Annotated in this window: 13 protein-coding genes; 10 read left to right on the plus strand and 3 right to left on the minus strand. The window is 65.4% G+C overall.

What is annotated here, in order from left to right:
- Positions 1 to 119: 119 nt before the first annotated feature.
- Entirely contained in the window at positions 120 to 1,304 is a 1,185-nt protein-coding gene (gene metC / locus DCM79_RS09795) for a cystathionine beta-lyase (protein ID WP_257179653.1), read from the minus strand.
- 389 nt (positions 1,305 to 1,693) lie between these two features.
- Between metC and DCM79_RS09800 the strand changes: the two genes are divergently transcribed.
- The 5 genes from DCM79_RS09800 to DCM79_RS09820 all read left to right on the plus strand — a co-directional run bounded on the left by DCM79_RS09800 (position 1,694) and on the right by DCM79_RS09820 (position 8,580).
- A complete protein-coding gene (locus DCM79_RS09800; protein ID WP_257179654.1) occupies positions 1,694 to 2,710 on the plus strand; it encodes an amino acid ABC transporter substrate-binding protein in 1,017 nt (338 codons plus the stop codon).
- Positions 2,711 to 2,735: 25 nt separating this feature from the next.
- Positions 2,736 to 3,941, plus strand: a complete 1,206-nt coding sequence (locus DCM79_RS09805) for an amino acid ABC transporter permease (RefSeq protein WP_257179655.1) — start codon at positions 2,736 to 2,738, stop codon at positions 3,939 to 3,941.
- On the plus strand, positions 3,938 to 5,458 hold the full coding sequence (locus DCM79_RS09810; RefSeq protein WP_257179656.1) for an amino acid ABC transporter permease: 1,521 nt from the start codon (positions 3,938 to 3,940) through the stop codon (positions 5,456 to 5,458). The genes DCM79_RS09805 and DCM79_RS09810 overlap by 4 nt, the downstream gene beginning before the upstream one ends.
- A gap of 11 nt (positions 5,459 to 5,469) precedes the next feature.
- Positions 5,470 to 6,207, plus strand: coding sequence for an amino acid ABC transporter ATP-binding protein (locus DCM79_RS09815; protein WP_257179657.1), 738 nt, complete (start codon positions 5,470 to 5,472; stop codon positions 6,205 to 6,207).
- A gap of 99 nt (positions 6,208 to 6,306) precedes the next feature.
- Positions 6,307 to 8,580, plus strand: coding sequence for a tetratricopeptide repeat protein (locus DCM79_RS09820; protein WP_257179658.1), 2,274 nt, complete (start codon positions 6,307 to 6,309; stop codon positions 8,578 to 8,580).
- Positions 8,581 to 8,622: 42 nt separating this feature from the next.
- Here the strand turns inward: DCM79_RS09820 and DCM79_RS09825 are convergent, their stop codons facing one another.
- A complete protein-coding gene (locus tag DCM79_RS09825; protein ID WP_257180945.1) occupies positions 8,623 to 8,883 on the minus strand; it encodes a hypothetical protein in 261 nt (86 codons plus the stop codon).
- Here DCM79_RS09825 and DCM79_RS09830 point away from each other — a divergent pair.
- Positions 8,800 to 10,890 carry a tetratricopeptide repeat protein gene (locus tag DCM79_RS09830; RefSeq protein WP_337993292.1) on the plus strand — a complete coding sequence of 697 codons (2,091 nt, stop codon included), beginning with the start codon at positions 8,800 to 8,802 and terminating at the stop codon, positions 10,888 to 10,890. The genes DCM79_RS09825 and DCM79_RS09830 overlap by 84 nt on opposite strands.
- A 62-nt stretch (positions 10,891 to 10,952) precedes the next feature.
- Here DCM79_RS09830 and DCM79_RS09835 read toward each other — a convergent pair whose 3' ends face one another.
- Positions 10,953 to 11,987 carry a cysteine synthase A gene (locus DCM79_RS09835; RefSeq protein ID WP_257179659.1) on the minus strand — a complete coding sequence of 345 codons (1,035 nt, stop codon included), beginning with the start codon at positions 11,985 to 11,987 and terminating at the stop codon, positions 10,953 to 10,955.
- 695 nt (positions 11,988 to 12,682) lie between these two features.
- Between DCM79_RS09835 and DCM79_RS09840 the strand changes: the two genes are divergently transcribed.
- Genes DCM79_RS09840 through DCM79_RS09855 form a run of 4 tightly spaced genes read left to right on the plus strand, consistent with a single transcriptional unit; the run spans position 12,683 to position 21,818 of the window.
- Positions 12,683 to 14,134, plus strand: coding sequence for an efflux transporter outer membrane subunit (locus tag DCM79_RS09840; protein ID WP_257179660.1), 1,452 nt, complete (start codon positions 12,683 to 12,685; stop codon positions 14,132 to 14,134).
- Positions 14,124 to 15,527, plus strand: a complete 1,404-nt coding sequence (locus DCM79_RS09845) for an efflux RND transporter periplasmic adaptor subunit (RefSeq protein WP_257179661.1) — start codon at positions 14,124 to 14,126, stop codon at positions 15,525 to 15,527. The genes DCM79_RS09840 and DCM79_RS09845 overlap by 11 nt, the downstream gene beginning before the upstream one ends.
- A gap of 37 nt (positions 15,528 to 15,564) precedes the next feature.
- The gene (locus DCM79_RS09850; RefSeq protein WP_257179662.1) at positions 15,565 to 18,714 is read left to right on the plus strand and encodes an efflux RND transporter permease subunit; all 3,150 of its coding nucleotides are present in this window, start codon (positions 15,565 to 15,567) and stop codon (positions 18,712 to 18,714) included.
- A complete protein-coding gene (locus tag DCM79_RS09855) occupies positions 18,714 to 21,818 on the plus strand; it encodes an efflux RND transporter permease subunit (RefSeq protein ID WP_257179663.1) in 3,105 nt (1,034 codons plus the stop codon). Before DCM79_RS09850 ends, DCM79_RS09855 begins: the two co-directional genes overlap by 1 nt.
- The last annotated feature ends 16 nt before the right edge of the window (positions 21,819 to 21,834 follow it).

Below are 21,834 nucleotides of genomic sequence, written 5' to 3' on the forward strand. Positions count from 1 at the left end.
GTCGTTAACGTTTACGACACTTGCACGTTCCCGCACGTCGTGCGTCCGCCGCGGCGCACGTTGCGCGTCGACCGCGTCGCGCCTGACGCGTCAGCAGGCGCAATGCCCTGTGAGCGGGCTCACATTGCCGCTTTGAGGGCAGCAAAGCCGCGATCGAGATCGGCCTTGAGATCGTCGGTGCTTTCGAGCCCGATGTGCAGGCGCAGAGTTGGCCCGCCGGGCGCCCATTTGGTCGCGGTGCGATAGGCATCGCAATCGAAGGGAATCGCAAGGCTCTCGAAGCCGCCCCAGGAAAAACCCATGCCGAACAGCTTGAGCGTGTTGAGCATGGCGTCGACGGCCTGCTGCGGCGCCGGCTTCAGCACGATGCTGAACAGGCCGGATGCGCCGGTGAAGTCGCGCTTCCAGATGGCGTGACCGGGATCGGTCTCCAGGCCCGGATGCAGCACGCGAGCAACCTCCGGCCTGGCAGCGAGCCAGCGCGCCATGTCGAGACCGGAGCGATGATGCTGCGCCAGCCGGACCGACAGCGTGCGCAGGCCGCGCAGCGCGAGGAACACGTCGTCGGGACCGGCGCAGACCCCGAGCAGGCGGATGCCTTCGGCAACGATCGGCCAGGCCTTGGCATTGGCCGAGATCGTGCCGAACATGATGTCGGAATGGCCGCCGATATATTTGGTGGCGGCCTGCATGCTGACGTCGACGCCCTGTTCGAGCGAGCGGTGATAGAGCGGCGTTGCCCAGGTGTTGTCGTCGATGACGAGCGCGCCCTTCGCATGCGCGACCTCGGCGATGGCGCGGATGTCCGGCATCTCGAACGATTGCGAGCCCGGCGCCTCCACCAGCACCGCGCGGGTGTTCGGCTTGAACAGCTTGTCGATGCCGGCACCGATCAGCGGATCAAAGTACGTGGTCTCGACGCCGTAGCGGGCGAGCATGCCGTTGCAGAAATTGCGCGAGGGGCGGTAGACGTTGTCGACTACCAGAATGTGGTCGCCGGCCTTCAGCAGCGCGAGCAGGGTGGTGGAGATCGCCGACAATCCCGACGGCACGATGCCGACGCCGGCGCATTGCGGCCCCTCCAACGCCATCAGCGTCTCCTGGAACGCCTTGGTGGTGGGGGAACCGTGGCGGCCATAGGTGAACTCGCCGCGATGGGCGTGCAGGTCCTCGGCGGTCGGATAGAGCACGGTCGAGCCGTGGAAAACCGGCGGATTGACGAACCCCTTCTGCGCCTTGGTGTCGCGGCCGGAGGTGACCAGCCGGGTCTCGGCCTTCTGCTCTTGGGGGTGCGAGGAATCCATGCGTCTGCTTTCAAAACCGCGTTTCCGGTCGGGGCTGGGCGCCCGACGGGCCGGCCGAAAGGCCGCTGTCGTTAATAACAGAACACAGAAGAGTCCCGTCAACCCCTTGACCCGGCACGCCAGTCGTTCTGTGATGCGCAGGTGCTATTCAGTCGCCGCATGTTGAGGGGCCTGCCGCGACCTTCGATCCATCGTCTGACCGAACTTTGCGCACAGCCCATAGCGGCGGGCGCCAGCGGCGGGGATTAAGGTATGGCCTCCCGGGATCGGCGAGTGTTCGGCAAGGTTTTCCAGCATGACTCTTGCAAGGCTGGTCTTGATATGCCCGGCCCGGCAGGGATGATCCTGAGACAACGTTCCTTGAGACGACTTTGAAAGGCCCAAAGCCCATGAAACGCGTAACCCTGGCTCTCACTCTTGCTCTCGCCGCCGGTCTCTCCGTCCAAGCCGCCGATGCGCAAACGCTCAAGACGGTCAAGGACCGGGGCATGCTGTCCTGCGGCGTCAGCCAGGGCCTGCCCGGTTTCTCCTCGCCCGACGACAAGGGCAACTGGACCGGCATCGACGTCGACGTCTGCCGCGCCATCGCCGGCGCGATCTTCAACGACCCGACCAAGGTCAAGTTCGTGCCGCTGTCCGCCAAGGACCGCTTCACCGCGCTCCAGTCCGGCGAGATCGACGTGCTCTCGCGCAACACCACCTGGACCATCTCGCGCGACACCTCGCTCGGCGCCAATTTTACCGGCGTGACCTATTATGACGGGCAGGGCTTCATGGTGAAGAAGTCGCTCAAGGTGAACTCGGCGCTCGAGCTCAACAGCGCCTCGGTCTGCGTGCAGACCGGCACGACGACTGAGCAAAATCTCGCCGACTACTTCAAGGCGAACAACATGAAGTACGAGGTGATCGCGTTCGCCACCAACGACGAAACGGTCAAGGCCTATGAAGCCGGGCGCTGCGACGTCTTCACCACGGACCAGTCTGGCCTCTACGCCAACCGCCTCAAGCTCGCCAGTCCCAACGACCACATGGTGCTGCCCGAGATCATCTCCAAGGAGCCGCTCGGCCCGATGGTGCGCCACGGCGACGACCAGTGGTTCGACATCGTGAAGTGGACGTTGTTCGCGATGATCACCGCCGAGGAGCTCGGGGTGACCTCGAAGAACGTCGACGAGAAGGCGAAGCTGGATAATCCGGAGATGAAGCGGGTTGTCGGCAGCGACGGCAATTTCGGCGAACAGCTCGGCCTGACCAAGGATTGGGTGGTGCGGATCGTGAAGACGGTCGGCAATTACGGCGAGGTGTTCGACCGCAACGTCGGCGCGGGCTCGCCGCTCGCCATCAACCGCGGCCTCAACAATCTCTGGAACAAGGGCGGTCTTCAGTACGCGCCGCCGATCCGCTGACCGCTCCTGACCCGCTGACAGCGGCATGAGCACCGAGGCCCGAAAACCGCCGCCCCAGATCGCGCTGAAGATCAGGCGCCTTCTGGGCGGCAAGGCAGGCTGGAACGGCGTTGCCGTCCAGTTTGCCTTCGCGGCGGTCCTGGGCTGGATCGGCTACGAGATCGTCTCCAATGCTCGCGCCAACCTGGAGAACCAGCACATTGCCGCCGGCTTCGGTTTCCTGCGCAACAACGCCGGTTTCGACGTCAACCAGACCCTGATCTCCTATACCGGCTCGGATACGTTCCTGCGCGTGTTCGTGGTCGGTCTCCTGAACACGCTCGTGGTCTCGGTGGTGGGCATCGTCTTCGCCACCGTGTTCGGCTTCGTCGTCGCGCTGTGCCGGCTGTCGCCGAACTGGCTGCTGTCGCGCATCGGCGAGATCTATGTCGAGGTCATCCGCAACCTGCCACTCCTGTTCCAGATCCTGTTCTGGTATCTGGCGGTGCTGGCGGCCTTGCCCAATCCGCGGCAGAGCATCTCGCTGTTCGGCATCGCCTTCATCAGCAATCGCGGCCTCGTCATCCCCAGTCCGATCGGCCAGAGCGGTCTCGCGCCGTTCCTGGTGGTGTTGGCGTTCGGCATCGTCGCCTCGCTGGCCCTGCGCTTCTACGCAAGGCGAGCGCTGTTTCAGCGTGGCCACGTTATCCGCATCTGGCCTTACGTGCTGGCCCTGCTGTTCGGGTTTCCGCTGGCCACGACGCTGGCATTCGGTTTGCCCTTCACGTTCGAGCTGCCGCAGCTGAGGGGATTCAATTTCGCAGGCGGCTCGCGCATCATCCCGGAATTCGTGGCACTGGTGGTGGCGCTGTCGACCTACACGGCCGCGTTCATCGCCGAGATCGTGCGCGCCGGTATCCTGTCCGTTCACAAGGGGCAGATGGAGGCGGGGTCCTCGCTGGGCCTCAGCCGCGGCGCTACGCTCCGCCTGATCGTCGTGCCGCAGGCCATGCGCGTCATCGTGCCGCCGCTGACCAACCAGTATCTCAATCTCACCAAGAACTCGTCGCTGGCGGTCGCGATCGGCTATCCGGACCTCGTCTCGGTATTTGCCGGCACATCGCTGAGCCAGACCGGGCAGGCGATCGAGATCATCGCCATGACGATGGGCATCTACCTTCTGATCTCGCTCGTCACCAGCGCCATCATGAGCCTCTATGGTTGGCGGGTCAGCCGGAGTCTGGGCGCATGAGCGATGTCGTCTCGTCCCGCTTCGTCCGCCGTGACCTGCTCGCCGAGCGACCCGCGCCGGTGAAGACCACCGGCTTCATCGGCCTGATGCGCACGCGCCTGTTCAACTCGCCGACCAACATCCTGCTGACGATCCTGGGCGCCTTGCTGCTCTGGTACACGATCGTTCCCTCCGTCAAGTTCCTGGTCGTCGATGCGGTCTGGAGCGGCAAGGACCGCACCGCCTGCCTCGCCGAGAACGCCGGTTTCGCGGTCGGCGCCTGCTGGCCCTACATCCAGGCGAAGCTCCCGCAGCTGATCTACGGCTTCTATCCCGAGGCCGAACGCTGGCGGGTCGATCTCACATTCATCCTGGCCGCGGTCCTATTGGTGCCGCTGCTCGTACCGCGGCTGCCGGCGAAGAGCCTGAACGCCGGCATGTTCTTCGTCGCGTTTCCGGTGGTCGCATTCTTCCTGCTGCACGGAGGCGGCATCAAGGGCTTCGGCCTGAGCTGGACGGCCGGTCTCCTGGAGTTGTTCGACGAGAGCATCATTGGCGCCGGACAGGCGCTGCTCGGTCTCAGCAAGAATTCGGCGATCGGACCGCTGCTGTGGGGCGTCGGAAGCCTCATCGTGCTATTCGGTACGGCGGTCCATTGGCTGATCTTTCCGCTCACCTGGTTGCGCGACTATATCCAGGAGACAGGCCAGCCGGTCTGGGCCGATTTCGCGGCGACGGCCGCGATCGCGTGCCTGGTCGCCTTCGTTCTCGGCGGCGGCGTTCGCACCGGCGGGCGGGCTCTGGCATCGAGCATCGCCACCTTCATTGCCATCGCCATCGTCATCAGGCTCATGGATCTCGATCACGGCGGATTGCCGGTCGTGGCGACCAATCTTTGGGGCGGCCTGCTGGTGACGCTGGTGGTCTCCGTCACCGGCATCGTCACCTCGCTGCCGATCGGCATCGCGCTCGCGCTGGGCCGCCGCTCCACCATTCCGCTGATCCGGATCTTCTCGATCGCCTTCATCGAGTTCTGGCGCGGCGTGCCCCTGATCACCGTGCTGTTCTTCGCCACCTACATGCTGCCGCTGTTCCTGCCCGGCAATTTCACCGTCGACGGCCTCGTTCGCGCATTGATCGGCATTGCGCTGTTCACCGGCGCCTACCAGGCCGAGAACGTCCGCGGCGGGCTCGCCGCGATCCCGCGCGGGCAAACCGAGGCGGCGGCCGCCCTCGGGCTCTCCTGGTGGAAGACGACCTCGTTGATCGTGCTGCCGCAGGGGTTGCGCCACGTCATTCCAAACCTCGTCAACAGCTTCATCTCGCTGTTCAAGGACACCTCGCTGGTCTCGATCGTGGCTCTGTTCGATCTGCTGGGCTCGCTCAGGGCATCGTTCTCGGATCCGAAATGGTCGACGCCGTCGACCGCGTTCACCGGCTTCGCCTTCGCCGGCATCATCTACTTCATCTTCTGCTTTGGAATGTCGCGCTACTCGCTGTTCGTCGAGCATCGTCTCAACGCCCACCGCCGCAGCTGATCGAGGTCCCCATGTCAGACCCCATCGTCAAGATTTCCGGCCTCAACAAATGGTACGGCGACTTTCACGTGCTGCGCGACATCGACCTCGAAGTGCGCAAGGGCGAGCGCATCGTGATCTGCGGGCCCTCCGGTTCCGGCAAGTCGACGCTGATCCGCTGCATCAACGCGCTCGAGGAATTCCAGGAGGGCGAGATCGTCGTCGACGGCATCGAGCTCGGACCCAACCTCAAGCATGTCGATGCCGTGCGCCGCGAAGTCGGCATGGTGTTTCAGAGCTTCAATCTGTTCCCGCACCTCACGGTGCTCGACAATTGCACGCTGGCGCCGATCTGGGTCCGCAACATCCCGAAGAAGGACGCGGAGGCGACCGCGATGAAGTTCCTGGAACGGGTCAAGATCCCGCATCAGGCCAACAAGTTTCCGGGCCAGATGTCCGGCGGCCAGCAGCAGCGCGTCGCCATCGCCCGCGCCCTGACGATGAATCCGAAGGTGATGCTGTTCGACGAGCCGACCTCGGCGCTCGACCCGGAGATGGTCAAGGAGGTACTGGACACCATGGTGGACCTCGCCGGGGAGGGCATGACCATGATGGTGGTGACCCACGAGATGGGTTTTGCCCGCGAGGTCGCCAACCGCGTGGTGTTCATGGACGCCGGCCAGATCATCGAGGCCAACACCCCGAACGAGTTCTTCGCGGCGCCTCAGCACGCCCGCACGAAGCTGTTCCTCAGCCAGATCTTGCGCTGATCCCCGGGAAACCCCGGGGGCGATGCTGGTCCGGCGACCGGGCGGTCATCGCTCGCGAATCAGTTAGACTCGGCTTCGGGCATTCTCCGGAGAGACACCTTGCAGAACGGCGGCGGCGGCGCGCGCGCATTCCAGAACGCGCGATTGCAGAAGAAATTGATGAAGCAGGCCGACGCCGTCATTGCCGCTGCGGCAAACGCCTATGGCCAGGGCCGGTATGCCGAGACCGAGGCGCTGTGCCGCGAAATCCTGAAAGCCCTTCCGGATCATGTCGACGCCATGCATCTGCTCGGCATGTGCGCCCATGACGGCCGGCGCCTCGAGGAGGCGAAAGAGCTAATCGAGCGCGTGATTGCGCTCGATCCGCGCCTGCACGATGCCCACAACAACCTCGCGACCGTGCATTTCGACCTCGGTAATTACGAGGAGGCGCGGAAGTGCCAGGAGAGGGCGATCGCGCTGAAGCCGAATTTCGCGGTCGCGATCACCAATCTCGGCAACACGCTGATGCATATGGGGCAGTACGAGCAGGCGCTCGAGATGCACGAGCGCGCCATCAAGCTGAAACCGGATTACGCCGATGCGCTCTGCAACCGTGGCATGGTCGAGATCGTGCTCGGGCAGGTGATGCGCGCCAAGGAGAGTTTCGAGCGCGCCTTGCTGTTTCAGCCGCGTCATGCCGAAGCCATCGTCGGCAGCGGCATGGTGAGCATGGAGCTCCGGCACCACGACGAGGCGGCCGCCAAGTTTGCCGCGGCGCTGGCGATCAAGCCGGGCGCGCCGAGGATCCTGGCCCAGCGCGGGCGGCTCAGTTACGAACTGCAGCGCCTGGAGCCCGCGCTTGCGGATTTCGAGGCGGCGCTTGCGATCTCGCCCAAGCTCGAGCTGGCGCTCCGGGGCAAGGCCCAGGCCTGCCTCGTCATGGGAAAGACCGCGCAGGCAATGGCAGCCGCGACGACCTTGATCGAGCGAAACCCGCGTTCCGAGATGGGAATGGCGCTGATGGGATTCGCCTATTCGAACCAGGGCGACATGGACACCGCGATCGAATATCTCGATCGCGCGCTGGCGCTTCGCCCGGACTACGGGGACGCGATCCGGGGAAAGATCTTCCTGCAGGACTACCGCGCCGAGGCCGATTTCGTGGTGCAGCAGGCGGTGCGGAAATCCTGGTGGGATGCGATCGGCTCGAGGATTCCGCAAAGGACGCTGCCGAAGCGGCCGCTCGATCCGGACAAGCGGATCGTGGTCGGCTATGTCGCGGCCGAGTTCCGCCAGCATTCGGCGGGGCTCACCTTGCTGCCGGTGCTGCGCCATCATGATCACACCAGGTTCAAGATCATCTGCTACTATTCCTGGCCGGGGGCGGACGAGTACACCGCCAAATTCAAATCATTGGCGGACGTCTGGGTCGATGCCTGGGGGCTTTCGGACGACGAACTCGCCGATCGCATTCAGGCCGACGATGTCGACATCCTGATCGACGTGTCAGGCCACACCACCGGCAACCGGCTGCAATGCTTCGCGCGGAAGCCGGCTCCGATCCAGGCGACCGGGTTCGGACACGCGACGGGCACGGGCATGCCGACCATGGACTATGTGCTCGCCGATCCCATCTTCATTCCGCCGTCGGTCCGGCACTTGTTTCCCGAGAAGATCCACGATCTGCCGTGCCTGATCACGATGGAGCCGGTCACCAATCTGCAGCCCTCCGAGCTGCCGATGCTCCGCAACGGCTACGTCACTTTCGGCGTGTTCAACCGCATCTACAAGATCTCGGACGATGCGATCCGCGTGTGGTCGCGCATCATGCGGGAGGTGCCGGGATCGAAGATCATCCTCAAGCATGGTCTGCTCGACGATGCACTGCTGCGCGATAGCCTGATCGCGCGCTTCGTCGCGCAGGGCATTGCGGAGGAGAACATCACGTGCCTCGGCACCACCTCGCGCGACGACCACCTGATGGCGTTCGACAAGGTCGACATCTCGCTCGACACGTTCCCGCAAAATGGCGGCATCAGCACCTGGGAATCTCTCTACAAGGGCGTTCCCGTCGTCGCCAAGCTCGGGATCGGCGCCTCCTCGCGTGCCGGCGCCTCCATCGTGGCCGCGGTCGGGCTCGGTGACTGGGTCGCCGAGGACGACGATGGCTATGTCGAGATCGCCCGCAAGTTTGCCGCGCAGCCCGAGCATCTGGCGAAGTTGCGCGCAGGGCTACCGGCCCAGATCGCAGCCTCGCCCGCCGGCAATGTCGAGATCTACACCCGGGAGCTCGAAGCGGGCTACCGCAAGTTCTGGCACGACTATTGTGCCGCGGCTTCGGAACGCGGTGACACCGCGCAGGGCGAGGCGGGCACGCTGGCCGGTTCCTGAGCCGCACACGTCTCGCCGACTGGCCGTACGAATCAGTTAGACTCACCTCGGGCCCTTTTCCGGAGAAACACCTTGCAGAGCAGCGCCGGCGCGCGCGCATTCCAGAATGCGCGGTTGCAGAAGAAGTTGAAGAAGCAGGCCGATGCGATCATCTCTGCCGCGGCGAGCGCCTATGGCCAGAGCAGGTATGCCGAGAGCGAGGCACTCTGCCGCCAGATCGTGCAGGCCGTTCCGGATCATTTCGACGCCATGCATGTCCTCGGCCTGAGCGTGCAACAGCTCGGGCGTCTCGATGAGGCGCAACAATTGCTCGAGCGCGCGGTCGCGATCGAGCCGCGTTCGCACGAGGCGCAGAACAATCTCGGCTCCGTGTATCTCGCCCTCCAGAAATTTGAGGCCGCGCGCGCATGTCTGGAGAAGGCGATCGCGCTGAAGCCGAATTTTCCGCCGGCGCTGGCCGGCCTCGGCAACACCCTGCTTCAGATGAGCCTGCCCGAGCGGGCCATCGAAGCGTACGAGCGCGCGATCAAGCTGAAGCCCGACTATGCCGACGCGCTCTGCAATCGTGGCGTCGCGGAGCTGGCGCTGTTTCGGTTTGACCGCGCCCGGGAGAGCTTTGATCGCGCGCTGTTGTTTCAGCCGCGCCACGTCGAGGCGCTGATCGGCAAAGGCATGGTCAGTATCGAGCTCAGGCGCTACGACGAGGCGGAAGCGGCGCTCGCAGCGGCGCTCGCGATCAAGCCGGATTCGGCGAAGATTCTGGCGCAACGCGGGCGACTTAACGCGGCACTGTCGCGGCCGGAACAGGCCGCTGCGGATTTCGATGCGGCACTTGCACTTTCGCCGCGGTTTGAAGTGGCCTTGCGCGGAAAGGCAGAAGCCTCGCTCAGCATCGGAAACACCGCACAGGCGATCGTGGCCTGCACGACCTTGCTCGAGCAGAATCCGCACTCCACGATCGCATTGGCGTTGCTGAGCTCCTGTTTTGCAAACCAGGGAGAAATCGCATCCGCGATCGAACATCTCGACAGGGCGCTGGCGATCGCGCCGGACCCGGATTTGATGGCGCGGAAGATCTACTTTCTGGACTTTCTCCCGGACGCTGATTTCACGGTCCAGCAGGCGGCGCGCAAGTCCTGGGGGGAAGCAATCGGGGCCAGAGTGCCGCAAAGGAAGCTCGCGCCCCGGCAGCTCGACCCCGACAGGCGGATCGTGATTGGCTATGTCTCTTCCGAATTCTGGTACCACTCGGCGGCGTTCGGGCTATTGCCCGTGCTGCGCCATCACGACCATGCGAACTTCGAGATCGTCTGTTATTCGTGTTCGCCGACCCGCGATGAGGTGACGGCCCAATTCAGGTCGGCCGCCGACGTCTGGGTCGACGCCTGGCAGATGTTCGACGATCAGCTGGCGGATCGCATTCAGGCCGACAAGGTCGACATCCTCATCGACGTGTCCGGACATTCGTCGGGCAACAGGCTCCAGGTGTTCGCCCGCAAGCCGGCTCCCATCCAGGTCACTGGCTTCGGACACGCGACCGGTACGGGCCTTCAGGCCATGGACTACGTGCTTGCGGACCCGGTCTTTATTCCGCAATCGGCCCGGCACCTGCTGACCGAAAAGGTCTTTGATCTGCCGTGCCTGATCACGATCGATCCGATCCTGGATGTGCCGCCTTCCCAGCTTCCCATGCTCCGCAACGGCTACGTCACCTTCGGGGTGTTCAACCGCGTCAACAAGATCTCGGACGAGGCCATCCGCGTATGGTCGAAAGTGATGCGCGAGCTGGCTGGGTCGAAGATCATCATCAAGCACACGCTGCTTGACGATCGGCTGGTGCGCGACGGCCTCCTTGCGCGATTTGTGGCGCAGGGAATTGCGGAAGAAGCCATCACCTGCCTCGGCTCGTCCGATCGTGCCGAGCATCTGCGCGCCTTTGCGCAGGTCGATATCTCGCTCGATCCATTCCCGCAAAACGGTGGCGTTAGCACCTGGGAATCCCTCTATGCGGGCGTTCCGGTCGTGGCCAAGCTCGGCCACGGCGCGTCCTCGCGCGCCGGCGGTTCCATCGTTTCGGCTGTCGGCCTCGATGACTGGGTTGCGGAGGACGACGAGGGCTATGCCGCGATCGCTTGCAAGTTTGCCTCGCAGCCCGAGCAACTGGCGAAGCTGCGAGCGGACTTGCCGGCGAGGATCGCAGCCTCGGCCGCGGGCAATGTCGAGGTCTACACCCGCAGGGTCGAGGACGGATACCGCCAGTTCTGGCGCGATTATTGCGCCGCGGCCTCGGAACGCGGCGAGCCCGCGTAGCCGCCGGACACCCTGCGCAGAGCTCGTGACGCGCTCCCCGGCTCAACGGGGGCGCGCAACGGTCACACGAACGGCGGCTTGATGTTGCTGCGCTTCTCCAGCCACTCGGGCACGGGCAGGTTCTTGGCGCGCATGAAATCGGCGTTGAACAGTTTCGACTGATACCGGCTGCCGGAATCGCACAGCACGGTCACGATCGTCTTGCCCGGCCCAAGCTGTTTGGCGAGGCGCATCGCCCCGACGACGTTGATGCCGGTCGAGCCGCCAAGGCACAGGCCTTCGTGCTGGAGCAATTCGTAGATCGCCGTGACGGCTTCGGCGTCGGGAACGAGATAGGCATCATCCACCTTCGCGGTCTCGACGATCGCGGTCGCCCGGTTGAGGCCGATGCCTTCGGTGATCGAGCCGCCCGACGTCGCCTTGGCCTCGCCGGTCCTGAAATATTCGTACATGCCCGCGCCGTGCGGATCGGCGCAGGCGATGCGGATGGTCTTGCTCTTCTCTTTCAGATAACGGCTGACGCCGGACAGCGTGCCGCCGCTGCCGACCGAGCAGACGAAGCCGTCGACCTTGCCGCCGGTCTGCTCCCAGATCTCGGGTCCAGTCGATTCATAATGCGCCTTGGCGTTGTCGAGATTGTTCCACTGGTCTGCGAACAGGACGCCGTTCGGCTCGGTCTTGCGCAACTCATCCGCGAGCCGCCGGCCGACGTGTTGATAATTGTTGGGGTTGGCATAGGGCAGGGCGGGCACCTCGATCAGCTCGGCGCCGCACAGCTTCAGGAAGTCCTTCTTCTCCTGGCTCTGCGTCTCCGGGATCACGATCAGGGTGCGATAGCCGCGCGCGCTGGCGACGACGGCAAGCCCGATGCCGGTATTGCCGGCGGTCGCTTCCACCACGAGACCACCGGGCTTGAGCTCGCCGCGCTTCTCGGCCTCCAAGATCATCCATTTGCCGGCGCGGTCCTTGACCGACTGGCCGGGATTCATGAATTCGGCCTTGCCCAGAATGGTGCAGCCGGTCAGTTCCGAGGCGCGCTTCAGCTTGATCAGCGGGGTGTTGCCGATGGCTTCGACAACGTCGTTTCGAATGCTCATGTCAGGAAAATCGCCACCAAGAGGGGTTGATCTGGTTGGCCAGAAGCTAGTGCTTGGGGGGCCAAAGGGGAAGGCTTTTGCGTTGCGGCGAAACCCGTCGAAACGCCTGTCCCGACTGCAATATTCTCGCGCGGCAATGTGCGCGGCCGCGAGGCGGGATATCAGGAGGAGGAAATGTCCGAACATTGCCGGAGGATGGAAGATGACCGTCGTCCGACGTCGATCCGCGAACGCTTCTTTCCAACGCCCGGACGGTCCGGCATTGAGCGCCGTTGACGGCTTTGTGAGATGGCGCCGACGAGAGAGCGGCTTGATGCGAGCCGCAGAAGGCTCTTGTGGCTGGGTGGAGCGCTGCGAACGCAGGTGTGGCAGCAATATCACATGAAATCTTGGTAAGCTTGATCGCGCCTACCGGTGTTTTCAGAATAAGAGAAGTCGCTGCCAGACAAGCACCTTTGGCATTTTCATCGATTCGTTTCAGGCGCGTCGGCAGGACCGTCCCGCGACTGCGGCCCTGTCCCCAAGTTCAGCGCCCGGCTAGTATCGTCTCGAGGTTCCGCAGAAAGCATCACCGCTGTGAACGAGTTGTCCAAGGCCCCGCGATCGTCCCGCCGCGAATCGGTTAATCCGGTTGTGCGGCGGCTTGATCTGCCCGGCGGGGGGTGGATGTGACACAGGGTGTTCCGGGGATCGCCATGCGGCGGTCCGAAGGTTCAGCGGCCCGGACGCTGCGCGCGGCGCGCTGGCTTGCGGTGGTGTGCCTCGCCGCCACCTCGGGCGCGTGCGTGCTGACCCAGGACCTTCCCGATCCCGCCCTCGACGTTCCCACGCAGTACAAATACGCCGGCAAGGGCGATGCGCCGCCGTCATTGGATTGGTGGCGCGGCTTCCGCTCTGCGGAGCTGACGCAGCTGATGGAAGAGGCGCAGACCGTCAATCTCGACATCGCCGCCGCCGTTTCCCGCATCGTCCAGGCTGACGCCCAGGCACGGCAGGCGGGCGCGGCGCTGCTGCCGAGCTTATCGACCGGCGGATCGGAAACCTATTCGCGCACCTCGGGTGCAAGCTCCTCGGGCCTCTCCATCGGCGGCCGCGAAGTCGTCAACTATTCGGCTTCGCTCAGCGCCAGCTATCAGCTCGACTTCTGGGGCCAGAACCGGGCTGCGCTGCAGACCGCGGAGGAAACCGCCAACGCCAACCGCTTCGATCGCGACACCGTCGCGCTGACGACGCTCGCTGCCGTCGCCAACGCCTATTTCCAGGTGCTGGCCTCGCAGGACCGCATCCGCACCTCCCAGCGCAACATCGCGAGCGCGCAGCGCATCCTCGATGCGGTCAGAGAGCGGCGCAGGGCCGGCACCGGCACGGATCTCGATGTCGCCCAGCAGGAGAGCGTGCTCGCCAACCAGAAGGCCCTGGTGCCGCCGCTGCGCCAGACGCTGGACCAGAACGTCAACGCGCTCGCCGTGCTGGTCTCGCGCCCGCCCGAGAGCGTGCGCGTGCATGGCGGCTCGCTCGACCGGATCGCGATCCCGCGCGTGACGCCCGGCCTGCCGTCGGAGCTTCTGACACAGCGGCCTGACATCCGCCGCCAGGAGGCGCAGCTCGCCTCCGCGACCGCCAACATCGGCAATGCCCGCGCCCAGTTCTTTCCGACCATCCAGCTCACCGGCAATGGCGGTTATCAGAGCGCGGCTTTGGTCTCGCTGTTCCAGCCGCATGCGGCGTTCTTCCAGCTCGTCGGCAGCGCCACGCAGCCGATCTTCGATGGCGGCAGGATTCTCGGCAATTTCGAGCTCGCCAAGGCACGGCAGGACGAGCTGCTCCAGACCTACCGCAAGACCATCGTGCAGGCCTTTGCGGACGTCGACAACGCGCTGTTCTCGATCAAGCAGACCACGATCCGGCTGCAATTGCAGCGCGATGTCGTTGCCGCCTCGCGCCGTGCCTTCGATCTCTCCGAGCAGCAATTGCGCGCTGGTACCGCCGACATCGTGACCGTGCTCAACACCCAACTGACCCTGTTCCAGGCGGAAGACGCGCTGTGGCAGGCCCAACTCGCGCGGCTCCTCGCCATCGTCAGCCTGTACCAGGCGCTCGGCGGCGGCTGGGAGCCGAGGATGGAGAAACCGGTCAATGCTCTTTAAGCCGGACGGCAAGCCAGGCGTAGAGGAGGGGACGGCGAGGAAATCGCGCGGTCGCGGTTTCGTAGTGACCCTGATCACGCTGGCGATCCTCGGAGGGCTCGGTTATCTCGGCTGGATCGCGATGCATCAGCAGCAAGCCAACAACCGCAATCAACGCCCTGATCTGCCGGTGCCCGTGCTGGCGGCGACCCCGAGGGTGCAGGACGTTCCGGTCTATCTCGACGGCGTCGGCGCGATCCGCGCGCTCAACACCGTGACGGTGCGCTCGCAGGTCGACGGCAAGCTGATCGCGGTGAACTTCACCGAAGGCCAGGACGTCAAGAAGGGCGACGTGCTCGGCGAGATCGATCCGGCGATCTACCAGGCGCAGTACGACCAAGCCGTCGCCAAGAAGGCGCAGGATGAGGCCCAGCTCGCCAACCAGCGCATCGACCTGACCCGATACGAGCAGCTCGCCGCCTCCAATGCCGGCTCCAAGCAGCAGGCCGACACCCAGCGCGCGCTGGTCGCGCAGACCGAGGCGCTGGTCAAGGCCGACCAGGCCGCGATCGACAATGCGGCGGCAACGCTCAGCTACACCAAGATCGTGGCCCCGATCTCCGGCCGTGCCGGCCTGCGCCAGGTCGACCAGGGCAACATCATCCATGCCTCCGACACCACGGGTCTGGTGGTAATTGCGCAATTGCAGCCGATCGCGGTGTGGTTCAGCCTGCCGCAGCAACAGATCATGCGCGTCAATGCGGCCGCCGCGAAAGGCACGCTCACGGTCGACGTGTTCGGCAATGACGGCACCACCGTGATCGACACCGGCAAGCTGACCGGCATCGACAATCAGGTCGACCAGACCACCGGCACGCTCAAGCTCAAGGCGGAATTTCCCAACTCCAATTACCAGCTCTGGCCGGGCCAGTTCGTCAATGTCCGCCTCAAGGTCGAGACCTTGACGCAGGCACTGGTGGTGCCGACATCGGCCGTGCAGCGCGGCCCGATCGGGACGTTCAGCTATGTCATCGGCGAGGACAATGTGGCCTCGGCCAAGCCAGTGACGGTGACGCAGCAGAACGAGCACGATGCCGTTATCGCCACCGGCCTGTCGCCGAACGATCGCGTGGTGACCACCGGCTTTGCCAACCTGTCCGACGGCTCCAAGGTGATCGTCGGCCGCGACGACCAGACCCCGTCGGCCGATCTCGCCCCGCGCAAGCGCTCGCGCGGGCCTGAGGCCCAGAAGAAGGATGGCGCCAAGGAAGGCCAGAAGGACGGTCAGAAGGACGTGCAAGGCAAGGACGGCGAGTTCCGGGCTAAGCGCAAGAGCAGCGAAGGCGACCAGAAGGGACAGACCGGGCCGGCTCCGGGCCCGGGGGCAGCGGGAAGTGGAGCCAAGCAGCCATGATCCCGACAACAGCCGCCTGACGCGGCAGGCAGATCCCATGGGTGTCTCCGAACCTTTCATCCGCCGGCCGATCGCGACCTCGCTGCTCGGCATCGCGCTCATGATCGGCGGACTGCTGGGCTATTTCGCGCTGCCGGTCTCGGCGCTGCCGCAGGTCGATTTCCCGACCGTGCAGGTGACGACGCAGCTGCCGGGCGCGAGCCCGGACGTGATCGCCTCGCTGATCACGGCGCCGCTGGAGCGGCAGCTCGGCCAGATCCCGTCGCTGTCGGCGATGAACTCGACCAGCTCGTTCGGCGTCAGCCAGATCTCTCTGCAGTTCGATCTCAACCGCGACATCGATGGCGCGACCCAGGACGTGCAGGCGGCGATCAACGCCGCGGCGGGCGTGCTGCCGAAGACGCTGCCTTATCCGCCGACCTATGCCAAGGTGAACCCGGCGGACGCGCCCGTCATGACGCTGGCGCTGCGCTCGGACACGATCTCGCTGCGGGCGATGAGCGACATCGCCGACACCATTCTGGCTCAGCGGCTGAGCCAGATTTCCGGCGTCGGACGAGTCTCGGTGCTCGGCGGGCTGAAACCGGCCGTGCGCATCCAGGCCGATCTGGCGCGGCTCGCCGCCTACGGCATCGCCATGGAGGATCTGCGCACCGCGATCGCCAGTGCCAATGTCTCGGGGCCGAAAGGCTCGCTCGACGGCGCGCAGCAATCCTACATTATTGCGGCCAACGACCAGATCGCCGCGGCTGACGCTTACAAGCCCGTCATCATCGCTTATCGCAACGGCTCGCCGGTCACCATCGCCGACGTCGCGCAGATCGTCGACGGCCTCGAGAACGACCGCACCGGCGGCTGGTACCAGGGCACGCCGGCCGTCATCATCGACATCCAGCGCCAGCCCGGCGCCAACGTGATCGACGTCGTCAGCCAGATCCGCGCCGAAATCCCCAAGGTGCAGCGCGCGATTCCGGCCGGGGTGAACCTCACCATCGTGTCCGATCGCACCGTCACCATCCGCGCCTCGGTGCGCGACGTGCAGTTCACGCTGGTCCTTGCCGTCGTGCTGGTGACCCTGGTGGTGCTGCTGTTCCTGCGTTCGCTGCGCGCAACATTGATCGCAGGCGTCGCGCTGCCGCTGTCGCTGATCACGAGCTTCGGCATCATGTATTTCGCCGGGTTCAGCCTCGACAATCTGTCGCTGATGGCGCTCACGATCGGCACCGGCTTCGTCGTCGACGACGCCATCGTCATGATCGAGAACATCGTGCGCCACATGGAGAACGGCGACGGCGCGATGGAGGCGTCGCTGAAGGGCGCCAGCGAGATCGGCTTCACCGTGATCTCGCTGACGGTGTCGCTGATCGCGGTGTTCATCCCGCTGCTGTTCATGTCGGGCCTCGTCGGACGCATGTTCCGCGAATTCGCGCTGACCTTGACGATCGCGGTGGTGACCTCGGCCGTGGTCTCGCTGACGCTGACGCCGATGATGTGCTCGCGCCTGCTCAAGCACGCCCATGAGGAGCTGGCGGTGCCGGGATTGGCCGCGATCAGCCGCTTCATCGACCGCACCGTCGAATTCTACCATTGGACGCTGCTTTGGGTGCTGGAACGCCAGCGTGCCACGCTGATCGTGACCTTCGCCACGCTGATCGCGACCCTGGTCCTCTACGTCGTCGCGCCGAAGGGCTTCCTGCCGCTGCAGGATACCGCCGCGATCACGGCGGTGACGGAGGCCGGACCCGACGTGTCGTTCGCCGAGATGCAGAAGCGGCAGGCCGAGGCGGCCGACGCCATCAGGGCGGATCCCGACGTGGTCGGCGTGGTCTCGGTGATCGGGGCGGGCTCGGTCAATCCGACCACCAATGTCGGCCGGCTCGTCATGAGCCTGAGGCCGCGTGGCGAGCGGCGTGACGATGTCGCGGCCGTCATCACCCGGCTGAAGCAGCGGGTTTCTGGTATCCCCGGCATGACCGTGTACTTCCAGCCGGTGCAGGACGTTCAGATATCGACCCAGTCGAGCCGCTCGCAATACCAGTACACGCTGACCGGCACCGATGCGGCGCTGGTGTCGGAATGGGCGCGCAAGCTGGTGACGGAGATGCGGCGCGATCCCTTGTTCCGCGACGTCTCTTCCGAGGCGCAGGAGGGCGGCCTGCGGGCGCAGCTCGACGTCGATCGCACCCGCGCCGGCCAGCTCGGCGTCAGCCTCCAGGCCATCACCGACACGCTGAACGATGCGTTCGCGCAGCGGCAGATCTCGACCATCTACGGGCAGGCCAATCAGTACCGCGTGGTGCTGGAGGCGCTGCCGATGTACCAGCGTGATCCCTCGATCCTGTCGAAGCTCTATCTGCCGGGCGCCGCCAGCGCCACCGCCGGGGCGCCGAGCGCGCAGGTGCCGCTGTCGGCCGTGGCGACGCTGAAGCGCACCACCGCGCCGCTCGCGATCTCGCACCAGGCCCAGTTCCCGTCGGTGTCGCTCAGCTTCAACCTCGCGCCGGGCGCAGCTCTCGGCGACGCGGTCGAGGCCGTGAAGACGATCGAGACGCGGATCGGCATGCCCAACAGCATCGTCGGCGTCTATGCCGGGGATGCCGCCGAATTCGCCAAGGCGCTCGCCGGCCAGCCCTGGCTGCTGCTCGCCGCCGTGATCACGATCTACATCGTGCTGGGAGTGCTCTACGAGAGCTACATCCACCCGATCACGATCCTGTCGACGCTGCCCTCGGCCGGCGTCGGCGCGATCCTGGCGCTGGTGCTTTGCGGGCAGGACCTGTCGGTGATCGGCCTGATCGGCATCATTCTCCTGATGGGCATCGTCAAGAAGAACGCGATCATGATGATCGACTTCGCGCTCGATGCCGAGCGCGGGCAGGGCATGTCGCCGAACGAGGCGATCGTGCAGGCCTGCCTGTTGCGCTTCCGCCCGATCATGATGACGACGCTGGCGGCGCTGTTCGGCGCGCTGCCGCTGGCGATCGAGAGCGGCACTGGCGCCGAGCTGCGCTTCCCGCTCGGCGTCTCCATCATCGGCGGCCTGCTGCTGAGCCAGCTGCTGACGCTTTACACGACGCCCGTGATCTACCTGGCGCTCGACCGCATCAACCGCCGCCTCGAGCAGGTGCTGCCGCCGGCCGAATCCGGCGGCCCGCCGGTCGCGGGGGCGACCGAGGGGATGCAGTGATGGCATCGATCTCGGAGCCCTTCATCCGCCGCCCGGTCGGGACCACGCTGCTGTCGATCGGGCTGTTCCTGCTGGGTGTGGTCGCCTACCATTTCCTTCCCGTCGCCTCGGTTCCGAACGTCGACTTCCCCGCCATCTTCGTCTCGGCCAGCCGGCCGGGAGCCGACCCGTCCGTGATGGCGGCGACGGTGGCTTCTCCGTTGGAGCGGCGGCTGGGTGAGATCGCCGGCATCAACCAGATCACCTCGACCTCGACGCTCGGCACCACCACCATCCAGCTCCAGTTCGACATCGGCCGCAGCATCGACAAGGCCGCCCGCGACGTGCAGGCGGCGATCAACGCCTCGATGGTCGACCTGCCCAGCGACCTGCCGACGCTGCCGCGCTTCCGCAAGGCCAATACGGCCGGCGCGCCCGTCTTCGTGCTGGCGCTGACCTCGACGACGCTGTCCCCCAGCGCAATTTACGACGTCGCCGACACGGTCCTGGCGCAGCGCATCTCGCAGGTCCCGGGCGTCGGCGATGTCAGCGTGTCCGGCGCCGACCAGCCGGCCGTGCGGGTCCAGCTCAACCCCGTCGCGCTGTCGAACGCCGGCATCGCCACCGACGACGTGCGCACCGCGATCGTCAACGCCAACCCGCTCGGTCCCGTCGGCATCTTCAACGGCGAACGCCAGAGCGAGACGCTGGCGCTCAACCGGCAGATGCGAACCGCCAAGGAATTCCGCGACATCGTCATCAAGAGCGCCAACGGCAACTTCGTGCGGCTCTCCGACGTCGCCGACATCGAGGATTCCGTCCGCAACGCCCGCTCCATCGCATGGTTCAACAAGCAGCCGGCGGTGCTGATCCAGATCACCAAGCAGGGCGATGCCAACGTCATCGACACCGTCGACCGGGTGAAGGCGCTGGTCCCGCAGCTGAAGCAATGGATTCCGGCCGGTGTCGAGATTTCGACCCTGGTCGATCGCACCGGCACCATCCGCGCCAGCGTGCTCGACATGCAATGGACATTGCTGGCCACCGCGATCCTGGTGATGGTCGTGGTGTTCGTGTTCCTGCGGCGGCTGACGCCGACGATCGCCGCCGGCATCTCGGTGCCGCTGGCGCTGGCCGGCACCTGCGCCGGCATGTGGATCGCGGGCTTCTCGATCGACAATCTGTCGCTGATGGCGCTCGCGATCTCCGTCGGCTTCGTGGTCGACGACGCCATCGTCATGATCGAGAACATGTATCGCAATCTCGAGCACGGCATGACCCCGTTCCGGGCGGCGCAGGAGGGCGCGAGGCAGATCGGCTTCACGGTGGTCTCGATCAGCCTGTCGCTGATCGCAGCGTTCACGCCGCTGATCTTCATGGACGGCATCGTCGGCCGCCTCTTGCGCGAGTTCTCGCTGACGCTGACCTTCGCCATCCTGGTCTCGACGCTGGTCTCGCTCACGGTGACGCCGATGATCTGCGCCCATTACATCCGGCAGACCCCGTCCGGCACCGCGACCCTGTTCGACCGCATCATCGAGGGCTCGCTGTCGCGCATCGTCGCCTTCTATGCCCGGACCCTGCGCACCGTGCTGGACTACCCGCTGGCGACGCTGCTGGTGTTCTTCGCCACCATCGGCCTCACCGTGACGCTCTACATCAAGGTGCCCAAGGGCTATTTCCCGACCGACGATTCCGGCTTCGTCATCGGGGCGACGCGCGCCTCCGCCGACATCTCGTTTCAGTCGATGCTCGGTCTCCAGCAGCGGCTCGCCGACATCGTGATGAAGGATCCGGCCGTGGCCGGCGTCGGCTCGACGGTCGGTGCGGGAGGCGGGCCCGGGGGAGCGACCTCGAACCGTGGCATCATGTACATCAGCCTGAAGCCGCCTGAGGAGCGCGGCCACGTCTCGACGGAGGCCGTGATCGACCGCCTGAGGCGCGCGCTGTACCCGGTGCCCGGCATCCGCCTCTTCATGTTCGCCGCCCAGGATGTCCGTGCCGGCGGGCGGCGGAGCGATTCCGACTACCAGTACACGCTGACCAGCACCGACCTCGGTCTGCTGCAGAAGTGGGCGCCGATCGTGGCCAAGCGCATGGAGAGTGTCGAGGGCATCACCGACATCTCCAGCGACCGCGACCCCGGCGGCCTTCAGCTCACGCTCGCGATCGATCGCCAGAAGGCCTCAGCGCTCGGCGTCAGGGTTCAGGACATCGACAACGCACTGAACAACGCCTTCTCGCAGCGGCAAATCTCGATCATCTACACCCAGCGCAACCAGTACATGACCGTGCTGGAGATCGATCCGAAATTCCAGGTCGATCCCTCCAACCTCGATCGCATCTACGTCGCCGGCGCGGGCGACGCGCAGGTGCCGCTGTCGGCCGTGGTGCACGCCACGCGCAGCCTCGCCGCGCTCGCGGTCTATCACTCGCAGTCGTTCCCCTCGACCACGGTGTCGTTCAACCTGCTGCCGGACGTGCAGCTCCAGACGGCGACGCAGAGCATCCAGCGCGCGGTGGAAGAGCTGCACATGCCCGAAGGCATCCGCGGCAGCTTCGACGGCAATGCCGGCGACTTCGCCAAGACCAGCAGCCGCCAGCCGCTTCTGATCCTCGGCGCGCTGGTGGCGATGTACATCGTGCTCGGGGTGCTCTACGAGAGCCTCGCCCATCCGCTCACGATCATCTCGACGCTGCCCTCGGCCGGGCTCGGCGCACTCCTCGCCTTGCAGCTCACCAACACGCCGCTCACGGTGATCGCCTTCGTCGGCATCATCCTCCTGATCGGCATCGTCAAGAAGAACGGCATCATGATGGTGGATTTCGCGCTCGACGCCGAACGCCAGCGCGGCCTGTCGTCGGCGGAGGCGATCTTCGAGGCCTGCCAGGCGCGCTTCCGCCCGATCGTGATGACGACCATGGCGGCGCTGTTTGCCGGCATCCCGCTCGTGGTGGCGACCGGCCCCGGCACGGAGCTGCGTCGTCCGCTCGGCATCACCATTATCGGCGGCCTGTTCGTCTCGCAGATCCTGACGCTCTACACCACGCCCGTGATCTACCTGCTGATCGACCGCCTGCGGCGACGGTCCGCACCGCGCCCGCTGCCTGCGCCTGCGGAATAGGTTGTTGAAGCCCCGC

It is taken from the genome of Bradyrhizobium sp. WBOS07, assembly GCF_024585165.1.
Classification (GTDB): Bacteria; Pseudomonadota; Alphaproteobacteria; order Rhizobiales; family Xanthobacteraceae; genus Bradyrhizobium; species Bradyrhizobium japonicum_B.

Bases quoted from the DNA above. Each gene is read 5' to 3' on its own strand.
- DCM79_RS09835 (WP_257179659.1), bottom strand. From the start codon at position 11,987: ATGAGCATTCGAAACGACGTTGTCGAAGCCATCGGCAACACCCCGCTG.
- DCM79_RS09805 (WP_257179655.1), top strand. From the start codon at position 2,736: ATGAGCACCGAGGCCCGAAAACCGCCGCCCCAGATCGCGCTGAAGATC.
- DCM79_RS09855 (WP_257179663.1), top strand. From the start codon at position 18,714: ATGGCATCGATCTCGGAGCCCTTCATCCGCCGCCCGGTCGGGACCACG.
- DCM79_RS09845 (WP_257179661.1), top strand. From the start codon at position 14,124: ATGCTCTTTAAGCCGGACGGCAAGCCAGGCGTAGAGGAGGGGACGGCG.
- DCM79_RS09810 (WP_257179656.1), top strand. From the start codon at position 3,938: ATGAGCGATGTCGTCTCGTCCCGCTTCGTCCGCCGTGACCTGCTCGCC.
- metC (WP_257179653.1), bottom strand. From the start codon at position 1,304: ATGGATTCCTCGCACCCCCAAGAGCAGAAGGCCGAGACCCGGCTGGTC.
- DCM79_RS09800 (WP_257179654.1), top strand. From the start codon at position 1,694: ATGAAACGCGTAACCCTGGCTCTCACTCTTGCTCTCGCCGCCGGTCTC.
- DCM79_RS09815 (WP_257179657.1), top strand. From the start codon at position 5,470: ATGTCAGACCCCATCGTCAAGATTTCCGGCCTCAACAAATGGTACGGC.
- DCM79_RS09840 (WP_257179660.1), top strand. From the start codon at position 12,683: ATGCGGCGGTCCGAAGGTTCAGCGGCCCGGACGCTGCGCGCGGCGCGC.
- DCM79_RS09850 (WP_257179662.1), top strand. From the start codon at position 15,565: ATGGGTGTCTCCGAACCTTTCATCCGCCGGCCGATCGCGACCTCGCTG.